The sequence below is a fragment of the Streptomyces griseoluteus genome (assembly GCF_004784465.1).
GTDB classification, from domain to species: domain Bacteria; phylum Actinomycetota; class Actinomycetes; order Streptomycetales; family Streptomycetaceae; genus Streptomyces; species Streptomyces griseoluteus.
Genome location: NZ_SRRU01000008.1, coordinates 31,995 through 43,459, shown reverse-complemented (window position 1 = coordinate 43,459; position 11,465 = coordinate 31,995). Strand labels below are relative to the sequence as shown.

The window sequence follows — 11,465 nt, the reverse complement described above, 5'->3', positions numbered from 1 at the left end:
CGCCACCTCACACCCGCCCCTCCGGCAGATGCAGCCGTGCCATGGTGGCCGCCGTACCCGCCGGGACCCGGTGCCGGGTCGCCAGCGAGACCAGGAACATCGCGGCGAAGCCGACCGGGACCGACCAGACCGCGGGCCAGGCCAGCAAGGTGTGGGACCAGCCGGGGCGGGTGGTGCCCGTGATGGTCGTGGTGACGGCGGTGAGGGCCGAGCCCCCGCCCAGGAGGAGCCCCGCGATGGCGCCGGGTGGGGTGAGGCCGCGCCACCAGATGCCGAGGATGAGCAGGGGGCAGAAGGAGGAGGCGGAGACGGCGAAGGCAAGGCCGACCGCGTCGGCCACCGGCAGGCCGCCGACCACCGTCCCGGCGGCGGTGGGCACGGCGATGGCGGGGACGACGGCGAGCCGGAAGTGCCGCAGCCCCAGCGCCGGGAGCACGTCCTGCGCGAGCACTCCGGCGACGGACATGGTGAGCCCGGAGGCGGTGGAGAGAAAGGCCGCGCAGGCCCCGCCCGCGACCAGCGCGCCGAGGAGGTCGCCGCCGACCCCGCCGATCAGCCGTTGCGGCAGCACGAGTACGGCGGCGTCGGTGTCGCCGGTGAGCAGCAGGTCGGGCGCGTACAGCCGGGCCAGCGAGCCGTACAGCGGCATGAGCAGGTAGAACGCGCCGAGCAGGCCGAGCACGATGACGGTGGTGCGGCGGGCGGCGCGGCCGTCGGGGTTGGTGTAGAAGCGGACGACCACGTGAGGCAGGCCCATGGTGCCGAGGAAGGTGGCGAGGATCAGCCCGTAGGTGGCGTACAGGCCGTGTTCCGTGCCGCTCGGGGCGAGCGAGGCGGAGCCGGTCGCCCGGTCGGGCAGCGGCACCTGGGCGCCGGGCGGAAAACGGAGGCCGGTGTGCGCCCCGATGTGGTGGCGGCCCTCGGTGAGGGTGAGCACGGCTCCGCGCAGCGGGTGCCCGTCGATGCTGCCGGTGGCGGTGACCCGTACGGCTTCCCGGACGGTGACATTCACCGGGCGGTCGACGCGGACCTCGGTGGACCGGTGGAAGACGGGCCGCTCGTCCCAGGCGGGCAGCGGGGCGCGGTCGGCGTGCCAGGCGGCGAGCAGGAACACCACGGGCACCAGCAGGGCGGTGAGCTTCAGCCAGTACTGGAACGCCTGGACGAAGGTGATGCTGCGCATGCCCCCGGCGGCGACAGCGGCGGTCACCACCAGGGCGACGACCAGCCCGCCGAGCCAGCCGGGCGCACCCGTGAGCAGCCGCAAGGTCAGCCCCGCGCCCCGCAGTTGGGGCAGCAGGTACAGCCAGCCGACCCCCACCACGAGCACCCCGGCGATCCGCCGCACCGCCCGCGACTCCAGCCGGGCCTCGGCGAAGTCGGGCAGCGTATAGGCACCGGACCGGCGCAGCGGGGCGGCGACGAAGGCCAGCAGCACGAGGAACCCGGCGGTGTAGCCGATCGGGAACCAGAGCATGTCGACGCCCTGCGCCAGCAGCAGCCCGGCGATCCCGAGGAAGGAGGCGGCGGACAGGTACTCACCGCTCACCGCGAAGGCGTTGAGCCGGGGCGCGACGGTACGGGAGGCGACGTAGAAGTCCGAGGTGGTCCGGGAGATCCGCAGCCCGAGCGCGCCGACGAGCGCCGTGGCGAGCACCACGACGGACACCCCGGCCATCCCGTAGGTCTGGTTCAACGCCCGTTCACGTCACCCTCGTTGCGCTCGGCACGGCGGACGTACCAGGCGCCGGTGGCGAGCAGGACGGGGTACGGCGCGACGCCCAGCAGCAGCCAGACCGCACCCCGGCTGGTGTCACCGTCCGGCAGGAGGCGGAACACCACGGGGAACAGTCCCAGGGGCAGGGCGAGCAGGGAGCACGCGACGAGGCCGGTGCGCACCTGACGGCGCATCAACTTCCGCACAGCAAGGTCGTCGTGGGCGGAGGAGTCCGGGTACGGGGCCCGCGTACGGCCGGCCGGGGCCCCGGTGACCACCTCCCGGCGCGGGGTGGGTTCCGCACCCATGACGCACCCCCCGAGACCCCGGTGATCACCTTGTTGCGGCGAGTGTACGCAGCGCGTCCGGGGTGAGACAGGGTCCTGGCGGGTTCGGCACAGGGTCGCCACAGCGCGCCGGGCTCAGCGGGCGCGGGCCGCGGTGCCGGTGGCACGGCGGGCCAGCAGATCGCGCAGTTCACGGGCGTTGCGACGGCTGACGGGAAGGACACGGTGACCGACCCGGACGGTCAGGTTGCCACCGTCCAGCCGGAGTTCCTCTATCCGGTCGAGCGCGACCAGATGGCTGCGGTGGATGCGCACGAACCCGTGCGTACGCCACTGTTCCTCCAGCGTGGACAGCGGCACACGGACGAGGTGGCTGCCGCGCGGGGTGTGCAGCCGGGCGTAGTCGCCGTGCGCCTCCGCGTAGGCGATGTCGGCGACCGGCACGAACCGGGTCACGCCGCCCAGTTCCACCGGGACCTGGCCCCCGCCGGGGGGCACGGCCGGCTGGACGCGGGGGCCCTGGCCGGCGTGGGTCAGCTCCGCCACCCGGCGCACGGCCTCCGCGAACCGCTCCTCCCGCAGCGGCTTGAGGAGGTAGTCGACGGCCTTGAGGTCGAAGGCGCGGACGGCGAAGTCCTCGTGCGCGGTGACGAAGACGATGAGCGGTGGAGCGGCGAACCCGCCCAGCAGCCGGGCCAGTTCGAGGCCGTTGAGGCCGGGCATGTTGATGTCGAGGAAGACCACGTCGACCGCGTCCGCGCCGCCCTCCACGGCCCGGCTGAGGGTGCGCAGCGCCTCGGTCGCCTCCAGCGCGGGCAGCACGCTGCCGACCCGGGGGTCCTGGTCGAGCAGGTACAGCAGCTCCGAGAGCGCGGGTTCCTCGTCGTCCACGGCGAGCACCCGCAACAGGCCCTCGCCGCGGCCGCCTTGTGCCTCGCTCTGCCGCGTCCCGCTCATCCCCGCCGGTCCCTCTCTCCGTGTCCGTGGGAGGAATGGTGGGCCCTCGCGGGGGTGGCGTCCAGCACGGGGACGCGGCGATTCACCGGAGCCGGGTCAGGCCACCGTCACCGTCTCGTCGTCCTTTCCGGCGAACTGGGTGCGGTACAGCTCGGCGTACCGGCCCCCGGCCGCGAGGAGCTGGTCGTGGGTGCCGCGTTCCACGATCCGGCCGGCCTCCACGACGAGGATCTGGTCGGCGGCGCGGACGGTGGAGAGCCGGTGGGCGATGACCACGGCGGTGCGGTCCTGGAGCGCCTCGGTGAGGGCCTCCTGCACGGCCGCCTCGGAGGTGTTGTCGAGGTGGGCGGTGGCCTCGTCCAGGATGACGACCCGCTGGCGGGCCAGCAGCAGCCGGGCGATGGTCATGCGCTGGCGTTCGCCGCCGGAGAGCCGGTAGCCGCGCTCGCCGACGACCGTGTCGAGCCCGTCCGGCAGGGACCGTACGACCTCGTCCAGCCGGGCCCGGCCGAGCGCGTCCCACAGCTCGTCATCGCCGGCGTCGGGGCGGGCGAGGAGCAGGTTGGCACGGACGGTGTCGTGGAAGAGGTGGCCGTCCTGGGTGACCATGCCGACCGTGGCCCGCAGCGAGCCGGCGCTCAAGTCGCGTACGTCGACACCGCCGACCCGTACGGCGCCGCTGTCGGTGTCGTACAGCCGGGGCAGGAGCTGGGCGATGGTGGACTTCCCGGCGCCGGAGGAGCCGACCAGAGCGACGGTCTCGCCGGGGGCGGCGCGGAAGGAGACGCCGTGCAGCACCTCGGCGCCGCCGCGTACGTCGAGCGCGGCGACCTCCTCCAGGGAGGCCAGGGAGACCCGGTCGGCGGCGGGGTAGGCGAAGCGCACGTCGTCGAACTCGATGGCGACGGGGCCGTCCGGCACCGCGACGGCGCCGGGCTTCTCCGCGATGAGCGGCTCCAGGTCCAGCACCTCGAAGACCCGCTCGAAACTGACCAGCGCGCTCATCACCTCCACCCTGGCCCCGGCGAGCGCGGTGAGCGGGGCGTAGAGCCGGGTGAGCAGCAGGGCGAGAGAGACGACGGCGCCTGCCTCCAGGGTGCCGCGCAGCGCGAACCAGCCGCCGAGGCCGTAGACGAGGGCGAGCGCGAGGGCGGAGACCAGGGTGAGGGCGGTGATGAACACCGACTGGGCGGTGGCGGTGCGCACGCCGATGTCGCGGACCTGGCCGGCGCGGGCGGCGAACTGGGCCGACTCCTCCTCGGGGCGGCCGAACAGCTTGACGAGGGTGGCGCCGGGCGCGGAGAAGCGTTCCGTCATCCGGGTGCCCATGGCCGCGTTCAGCTCGGCCGCCTCGCGCTGCATCCGGGCCATGCGGCTGCCCATGCGGCGGGCGGGCAGCACGAACACGGGCAGCAGGACCAGGGCGAGGAGGGTGATCTGCCAGGACAGGGTGAGCATGACGGCGAGGGTGAGCAGCAGCGTGACCACGTTGGTGACCACGCCGGACAGGGTGGAGGCGAAGGCCCGCTGGGCGCCGATCACGTCGTTGTTGAGGCGGCTGACCAGGGCGCCGGTGCGGGTGCGGGTGAAGAAGGCGACCGGCATCCGCTGGACGTGGTCGAAGACGGCGGTGCGCAGGTCGAGGATGAGCCCCTCCCCCAGGGTCGCCGACAGCCGCCGGACCAGGATGCCGAGTCCGGCCTCGGCGAGCGCGACCGCCGCGATGAGCAGCGAGAGCCGGACCACCCGGCCGGAGTCGTGGCCCGCCACGATGGCATCGACCACACGTCCGGCGAGCACCGGGGTGGCGACCGCGAGCAGGGCGGTGACGATGCCGAGCAGGACGAATCGGGTGATGCCCGCGCGGTGCGGTCGGGCGAAGGCGGCGATGCGGCGCAGCGTGGCGCGGGCGAGGGGCCGGCGCTGCTGCTGCGCGGTCATCACGCTGTGCAGTTGCGTCCAGGCGGTGGTTTCCATGCTCATGCGTCCAACTTAGGACCTCAAGTTTGCTTGAGGTCAACCGTCCGGGTCCGGGTGCGGCACAGTGGCTCCTCCAGCAGTTCGGCGAGGAGGAGTCCCGGTGGCGGTTCGGGTGGAGACGCGGGGTCATGTGACGACGGTCGTCCTGTCGCGCCCGGCGGCGCGCAACGCGGTCGACGGCCCGACGGCGGCCGAACTGGCCGCCGCGTTCCGGGCGTTCGAGGCGGACGACGAAGCGCGCGCGGCGGTGCTGTGGGGCGAGGGCGGCACGTTCTGCGCGGGCGCCGACCTGAAGGCGATCGGCACCGAGCGCGGCAACCGGGTCGCGCCGGACGGCGACGGCCCGATGGGCCCGACCCGGATGCGGCTGTCCAAACCGGTGATCGCGGCGGTGGCCGGGCACGCGGTGGCGGGCGGTCTGGAGCTGGCCCTGTGGTGCGACCTCCGGGTGGCGGAGGAGGACGCGGTGTTCGGCGTGTTCTGCCGCCGCTGGGGCGTACCCCTGATCGACGGCGGCACGGTACGGCTGCCCCGGCTGATCGGCACCGGCCGCGCCATGGACATGATCCTCACCGGCCGCCCGGTCCCGGCCGCCGAGGCGCACGCCATCGGCCTCGCGGACCGCGTCGTCCCGCCCGGCCGCGCCCGCGTGGAGGCCGAGGAACTGGCGGCGGCCGTCGCCCGCTTCCCCCAGGACTGCCTGCGCTCCGACCGCGCCTCGGTGCTCGACCAGGAGGGGTTGCCCGAGGAGGAGGCGATGCGTCGTGAACTCCGTTACGGAGCGGCGCAATTGGCGGAGGCGAGGGAGGGGGCGGCCCGGTTCACGGGGGGTGCGGGGCGGCACGGGACGTTCGACGAGGCGTGAACTCACGGGCAGCCCACGCCCAACACCGTCGGCACGGACTTCAGTCGAAGGTGATGACCCGTCCGTCCCTGCCGTCGCGCCCCCGTCGCCCCCAGGGGCCCTGGCGGCCGTCGTCGCCGTCGTCGCCGTCGTCGCCGTCCTCTCCCGGCCGGCCCGTGGGCCCGGTGGGGCCGGCATCGCCGGACGGGCCCGAGGGTCCGGGCGGACCGGGCGAACCCTGGTGGGTGCCGACGCCGCCGTCCTCGAGGCTGACACGCTCCATCTCCATCGCGTCGAGCTGCTGTTGATGGACGATGAGCAGGGCCGCCTGCGCGACCAGCACAACGGTCACCGCCGCGCCGGCCGCCATGCGGCGCGGCGAACCACGCAACACCTCTCTCACGCTTCTCACATCGAACCTCACGAGCTCGCCGGCGGGGCGACGGCGTCCTTGCCGTCCTTGCCGTCCTTGCCGTCCTTGCCGGGCGGCCCGTCCTTTCCCTCCTTGCCGTCCTTGCCGTCCTTGCCATCCTTTCCGGGCGGCCCGATGGGACCGGCGGGGCCGGTGGGGCCGGCCGGACCGGAGGGACCGGGAGGCCCGGGCTCCAGGCTCTCCTGGAAGTCGACGGACTGCGTCTGCAACCCCTGGATCTGGAGGTGCTGTTCGACGATGACGGCCGACTGCACGACGAGCGCGATGGTCAGCGAGGCACCGAGCACGATGGGACGCCGCGGGCTGCGCAGCGCTTGAATCACGCTTCTCATATTCATCCTCACGCTGAGTGACGAGCGTAAGTGTAAATGACGATATGTCAGGAAAGGCCAACTCCCACACCGAGTGTCCGCACGGCATTTCAGGACCTCGCGCATGCGGCAGGATGACGGCACGTGCCCTTCGTCGGACCTTCGCACCGAGGGCACGTTCGCACACCCCGGACAGCGAACAGGTGACAACGTGACGAGACTTCACAGCAGGCTCCACACCGCCGTTTCGGTTACCGGAGGCGCCCGGTGAACCGCACGCCGACCCTGGACGACCTCGTCCTCGCCGGTATCGCGCTGGCCGCCGGCCTGGTGCTGGCCTTTCTGTCCCGCACGGTGCTGCGCTGGCTGGCCAAGCACGCCAAGCGGACCCGGTGGAGCGGGGACGACGTCATCGTGGACGCGCTGCGGTCGGTCGTGCCGTGGGCCGCGATAGCGAGCGGCATCGCGGTGGGCGCGGCCGTGCTGCCGCTGACCCGTACGGTGCAGCACCACGTCAATCAGACCCTCCAGGTGTGGCTGATCTTCGTGGTGACGCTGTCGGCGGCCCGGGTGATCGCGGGCCTGGTGCAGAGCGTCACCCAGTCCCGCTCCGGCGTGGCCGGCTCGGCGACCATCTTCGTCAACATCACCCGTGTCCTCGTGCTGGCCATCGGCTTCCTGGTGGTCCTGCAGACCCTCGGCATCTCGATCGCCCCGCTGCTCACCGCCCTGGGCGTCGGCGGTCTGGCGGTGGCGCTGGCGCTCCAGGACACGCTGGCCAACCTGTTCGCCGGCATCCACATCCTCGCCTCCAAGACCGTGCAGCCCGGCGACTACATCCGGCTGAGCAGCGGCGAGGAGGGGTACGTCGTCGACATCAACTGGCGTCAGACGACCGTGCGCCAGCTCTCCAACAACCTGGTGGTCATCCCCAACGGCGAGCTCGCCAAGACGAACATGACCAACTTCACCCGCCCCGAGCAGGAGCTGACGGTGCTGGTGCAGGCCGGGGTGAGCTACGACTCGGACCTGGAGCACGTGGAGCGGGTGACGGCCGAGGTGGTCAACGAGGTGATGACCGAGATCACCGGTGCCGTCCCGGAGCACGAGGCCGCGATCCGCTTCCACACCTTCGGGGACTCCCGGATCGGGTTCACGATCATCCTGGGCGTCGGGGAGTTCAGCGACCAGTTCCGGATCAAGCACGAGTTCATCAAGCGCCTGCACCGCCGCTACCGCGAGGAGGGCATCCGCATCCCGGCCCCGACCCGCACGGTCGCGCTCCAGCAGGGGTCGGTGCTGATACCGCACCAGCGCACGGCCGACGACGTGACGGCACCGTCACCGTCCGAGCAGTGAGCCCGGTGGCGGCGCCCTCCCGGCGCCGCCACCCTTTTCAGTCCTGGTCCGCCCTGCCGCGCGACCAGCCCCGCCGCTCACCCTCGTCGATGAGGTGCCGGCCCGCCGTCCAGAGGGCGGCGGAGGCGTCCCCGATCACCGCCTTGCGGGCCCGGACGTCGTCGGCGGTGACGCCGGGGGTGCGCCAGGTGCCGCCACGGGCCATCCAGTTGAGCAGCAGCGGCTGGAGCCGGTCCATCGCCTTGGCGAACCGGGCCTCGGGGGTGGCCCGCTCCTCGAACTCGTCCCACAGCGCCCGCATCCGCCGGGCCTGGTCGTCCGGGAGCAGCCGGAAGAGGTCGTCGGCCGCGACCGCCTCCCGCTCCTGCTGACCGGCGCCGCCCGCGCTGTCGTACAGCGGGGTGTCACCGGCGTAGATCTCGACCAGGTCGTGCAGCAGCACCAGCTCGACGGTGTGGCCCACATCGATGGGTTCGTCGGAGTGCTCGGCGAGGACCGCGACCATCATGGCCAGGTGCCAGGAGTGCTCGGCGTCGTTCTCCCGGCGGTCCGCCGAGGCGAGCGGCGACTGGCGCAGCACGGTCTTGAGCTGGTCCACCTCCACCAGGAAGGTGAGCTGGGCCCGCAGCCGCTCCTCGATTCCGTCGGGCAGGGGCGTCTTGTCCACGAGCAGCTTCCGGGGTTCTTCACTCACCGGCTCATCGTGGCACGCCCGGTCCGGGGCACCCGCCACCGGGCTAAGCTCGAAATAGTATGACTTCTTCCCGCGATCTCGAGCCAACGCCCGAGCCCGAGCCGACGCCCGGGCCCGAGCCCTTCACCCCGCCCTCCCCCGCGGCCCTCGACGCCCGGCTCGACTCGATCACCCGGCAGCCGTTCCGGGCCAAGTTCCACCTGCGGGGACGCGACCGGGTCACCGCCGAGCTGAAGGGCCCGGCCACCATTCGCTGGCACGCGTACGACCTGATCGCGGGGCGGCTCGCCCCGGCCCGGCCGTACAAGGACGGCAAGCAGACCCCGTACCGGGGCCACCCCGTCTTCGTCGCCCAGCACGCCACCGGGACCTGCTGCCGGACCTGTCTGCTGCGCTGCCACGGCATCCCCAAGGGCCGGGACCTCACCCGCGCCGAGCATGTGTACGTGGTGGAGGTGATCTGCCGCTGGATCGAGCGGGAGATGACCGGTGGCGCACGCTGAGCGGTCGGCACCGGACCCCTGTCGAACCGGACCCGGTCACGAGATATCTTGATGTCGAGCAATGTTGCAGACGTGGAGCGGAGCACCCGGTGACTGACTCGACCATCATCTACACCTACACGGACGAAGCGCCGGCCCTGGCGACCCATTCGTTCCTGCCGGTGATCCAGGCGTACGCCGCGCAGGCCGGGGTCCCCGTGGAGACCCGCGACATCTCGCTGGCCGGGCGCATCATCGCCGTCTTCCCGGAGTACCTGAACGAGGACCAGCGCATCCCGGACGCGCTCGCCGAGCTGGGCGACCTGGCCAAGACGCCGGCCGCGAACATCGTCAAGCTGCCGAACATCTCGGCGTCCATCCCGCAGCTCAAGGCCGCCGTCGCCGAGCTGCAGGCCAAGGGCTACGCGCTGCCGGACTACCCCGAGGACCCGAAGACCGACGAGGAGCGCGAGGTCCGCGCCCGCTACGACAAGATCAAGGGTTCCGCCGTGAACCCGGTCCTGCGTGAGGGCAACTCCGACCGCCGCGCCCCCGCCTCGGTGAAGAACTACGCCAAGACCCACCCGCACCGCATGGGCGCCTGGACCCCCGAGTCCAGGACCGATGTGGCCACCATGGGTGAGAACGACTTCCGCTCCACCGAGAAGTCCGTGGTGATCCCCGAGGACGGCACGCTCCGTATCGAGCTGGTCGCCGAGGACGGCACCACCACCGTGCTGCGCGAGTCGGTACCGGTCCGCAAGGACGAGGTCGTCGACGCCTCGGTCATGCACGTCGCCGAGCTGGAGCAGTTCCTCGCCGCGCAGGTCGCCCGCGCGAAGGAGGAGGGCGTCCTGTTCTCCGTGCACCTGAAGGCCACGATGATGAAGGTCTCCGACCCGATCGTCTTCGGCCACGTGGTGCGCGCCTTCTTCCCGAAGACGTTCGCCAAGTACGGCCAGACCCTGAAGTCGGCCGGCCTGTCCCCCAACGACGGCCTCGGCGGCATCTACAAGGGCCTGGAGAGCCTGCCCGAGGGCCCCGAGATCAAGGCGTCCTTCGACGCCGAGCTGGCCGAGGGCCCCGCGCTCGCCATGGTCGACTCCGACAAGGGCATCTCCAACCTGCACGTCCCCTCGGACGTCATCGTGGACGCCTCCATGCCCGCGATGATCCGCACCTCCGGCCACATGTGGGGCCCGGACGGCGAGGAGCACGACACCCTCGCGGTGATCCCGGACTCCTCCTACGCCGGTGTCTACCAGGCCGTCATCGAGGACTGCCGCGCCAACGGCGCCTACGACCCCTCCACCATGGGCACGGTCCCCAACGTCGGCCTGATGGCGCAGAAGGCCGAGGAGTACGGCTCGCACGACAAGACCTTCGAGGTCGCCGCCGCGGGCACCGTCCGCGTGGTCGACGCCGACGGCAACGTGCTCATCGAGCAGCCGGTCGCCGAGGGTGACATCTTCCGCGCCTGCCAGACCAAGGACGACCCGATCCGCGACTGGGTCAAGCTGGCCGTCACCCGCGCCCGCGCCACCGGCGACCCGGCCGTGTTCTGGCTGGACGAGACCCGCGCGCACGACGCCAACCTGATCGCCAAGGTCAACCAGTACCTCCCGGAGCACGACACCGAGGGCCTGGACATCCGCATCCTGCCGCCGGTCGAGGCCGCCAAGCTGTCGGTGGAGCGCATCCGCCGCGGCGAGAACACCATCTCGGTGACCGGCAACGTACTGCGCGACTACCTGACCGACCTCTTCCCGATCCTGGAGCTGGGCACCAGCGCCAAGATGCTGTCGGTCGTCCCGCTGATGGCGGGCGGCGGCCTGTTCGAGACCGGCGCCGGCGGCTCCGCCCCGAAGCACGTCCAGCAGCTCGTCAAGGAGAACTACCTGCGCTGGGACTCCCTCGGCGAGTTCTTCGCCCTGGTCCCCGCCTTCGAGCAGTACGCCGAGACCACCGGCAACACCCGCGCCAAGGTCCTCGCCGACACCCTGGACCGCGCCACGGCGACCTTCCTCAACGAGGACAAGTCCCCGACCCGTCGCGTCGGCGGCATCGACAACCGCGGCAGCCACTTCTACCTGTCCCTGTACTGGGCGCAGGAGCTGGCCAAGCAGACCGACGACGCCGACCTGGCGAAGGCGTTCGCCCCGTTCGCCGAGGCCCTCGCGGCCGACGAGCAGCGAATCGTCGAGGAGCTGCTCGCGGTGCAGGGCTCCCCGGCCGACATCGGCGGCTACTACCAGCCGGAGAAGGCCAAGGCGGACGCGGTCATGCGCCCGTCGGCCACCTGGAACGCGGCCCTTGGCTCGCTGAGCTGACGTACGCGGTAGCCGTACACGCGTGCCCCGGCCGGACTCCTCCGGCCGGGGCACGGTCGTAACCGGGCTGT

The 11,465-nt window shown here is 72.3% G+C and carries 11 protein-coding genes; 4 read left to right on the top strand and 7 right to left on the bottom strand.

The features are described 5' to 3' along the window. Positions 1-7: 7 nt before the first annotated feature. From E5082_RS21650 to E5082_RS21635, 4 genes are all read right to left on the bottom strand, one after another. Positions 8-1,678 carry a sodium/solute symporter gene (locus E5082_RS21650; protein WP_135793209.1) on the bottom strand — a complete coding sequence of 557 codons (1,671 nt, stop codon included), beginning with the start codon at positions 1,676-1,678 and terminating at the stop codon, positions 8-10. A 14-nt stretch (positions 1,679-1,692) separates the two neighbouring features. Further along, positions 1,693-2,025: a hypothetical protein gene (locus E5082_RS21645; protein ID WP_135792907.1), complete on the bottom strand. Its 333-nt coding sequence runs from the start codon at positions 2,023-2,025 to the stop codon at positions 1,693-1,695. A gap of 114 nt (positions 2,026-2,139) precedes the next feature. After that, a complete protein-coding gene (locus E5082_RS21640; protein WP_190045426.1) occupies positions 2,140-2,961 on the bottom strand; it encodes a LytR/AlgR family response regulator transcription factor in 822 nt (273 codons plus the stop codon). A gap of 96 nt (positions 2,962-3,057) precedes the next feature. After that, positions 3,058-4,938: an ABC transporter ATP-binding protein gene (locus E5082_RS21635; protein WP_190045432.1), complete on the bottom strand. Its 1,881-nt coding sequence runs from the start codon at positions 4,936-4,938 to the stop codon at positions 3,058-3,060. Between the two features lie 103 nt (positions 4,939-5,041). Here E5082_RS21635 and E5082_RS21630 point away from each other — a divergent pair, with 103 nt between their 5' ends. Next, complete coding sequence (locus E5082_RS21630; protein WP_135792905.1) at positions 5,042-5,806, top strand: crotonase/enoyl-CoA hydratase family protein; 765 nt, start codon at positions 5,042-5,044, stop codon at positions 5,804-5,806. A gap of 40 nt (positions 5,807-5,846) precedes the next feature. Here the strand turns inward: E5082_RS21630 and E5082_RS21625 are convergent, their stop codons facing one another. Both E5082_RS21625 and E5082_RS32670 read right to left on the bottom strand, forming a co-directional pair. After that, positions 5,847-6,188, bottom strand: a complete 342-nt coding sequence (locus E5082_RS21625; protein WP_135792904.1) for a hypothetical protein — start codon at positions 6,186-6,188, stop codon at positions 5,847-5,849. 17 nt (positions 6,189-6,205) lie between these two features. Further along, positions 6,206-6,541, bottom strand: coding sequence for a hypothetical protein (locus E5082_RS32670; RefSeq protein WP_135792903.1), 336 nt, complete (start codon positions 6,539-6,541; stop codon positions 6,206-6,208). A 255-nt stretch (positions 6,542-6,796) separates the two neighbouring features. On the opposite strand from E5082_RS32670, the gene E5082_RS21615 reads away from it, so the two are divergent. After that, positions 6,797-7,888: a mechanosensitive ion channel family protein gene (locus E5082_RS21615; RefSeq protein ID WP_135792902.1), complete on the top strand. Its 1,092-nt coding sequence runs from the start codon at positions 6,797-6,799 to the stop codon at positions 7,886-7,888. Positions 7,889-7,925: 37 nt separating this feature from the next. Here E5082_RS21615 and E5082_RS21610 read toward each other — a convergent pair whose 3' ends face one another. Next, positions 7,926-8,582, bottom strand: a complete 657-nt coding sequence (locus E5082_RS21610; RefSeq protein WP_135792901.1) for an HD domain-containing protein — start codon at positions 8,580-8,582, stop codon at positions 7,926-7,928. Positions 8,583-8,641: 59 nt separating this feature from the next. On the opposite strand from E5082_RS21610, the gene E5082_RS21605 reads away from it, so the two are divergent. After that, positions 8,642-9,085 carry a DUF4186 domain-containing protein gene (locus E5082_RS21605; protein ID WP_208766246.1) on the top strand — a complete coding sequence of 148 codons (444 nt, stop codon included), beginning with the start codon at positions 8,642-8,644 and terminating at the stop codon, positions 9,083-9,085. Between the two features lie 89 nt (positions 9,086-9,174). Continuing rightward, complete coding sequence (locus E5082_RS21600; RefSeq protein WP_135792900.1) at positions 9,175-11,394, top strand: NADP-dependent isocitrate dehydrogenase; 2,220 nt, start codon at positions 9,175-9,177, stop codon at positions 11,392-11,394. Positions 11,395-11,465: the final 71 nt, after the last annotated feature.

Excerpts from the sequence above, each read along its gene's own strand:
- E5082_RS21650 (WP_135793209.1), bottom strand. The coding sequence starts at position 1,678 with ATGGCCGGGGTGTCCGTCGTGGTGCTCGCCACGGCGCTCGTCGGCGCG.
- E5082_RS21645 (WP_135792907.1), bottom strand. The coding sequence starts at position 2,025 with ATGGGTGCGGAACCCACCCCGCGCCGGGAGGTGGTCACCGGGGCCCCG.
- E5082_RS21640 (WP_190045426.1), bottom strand. The coding sequence starts at position 2,961 with ATGAGCGGGACGCGGCAGAGCGAGGCACAAGGCGGCCGCGGCGAGGGC.
- E5082_RS21635 (WP_190045432.1), bottom strand. The coding sequence starts at position 4,938 with ATGGAAACCACCGCCTGGACGCAACTGCACAGCGTGATGACCGCGCAG.
- E5082_RS21605 (WP_208766246.1), top strand. The coding sequence starts at position 8,642 with ATGACTTCTTCCCGCGATCTCGAGCCAACGCCCGAGCCCGAGCCGACG.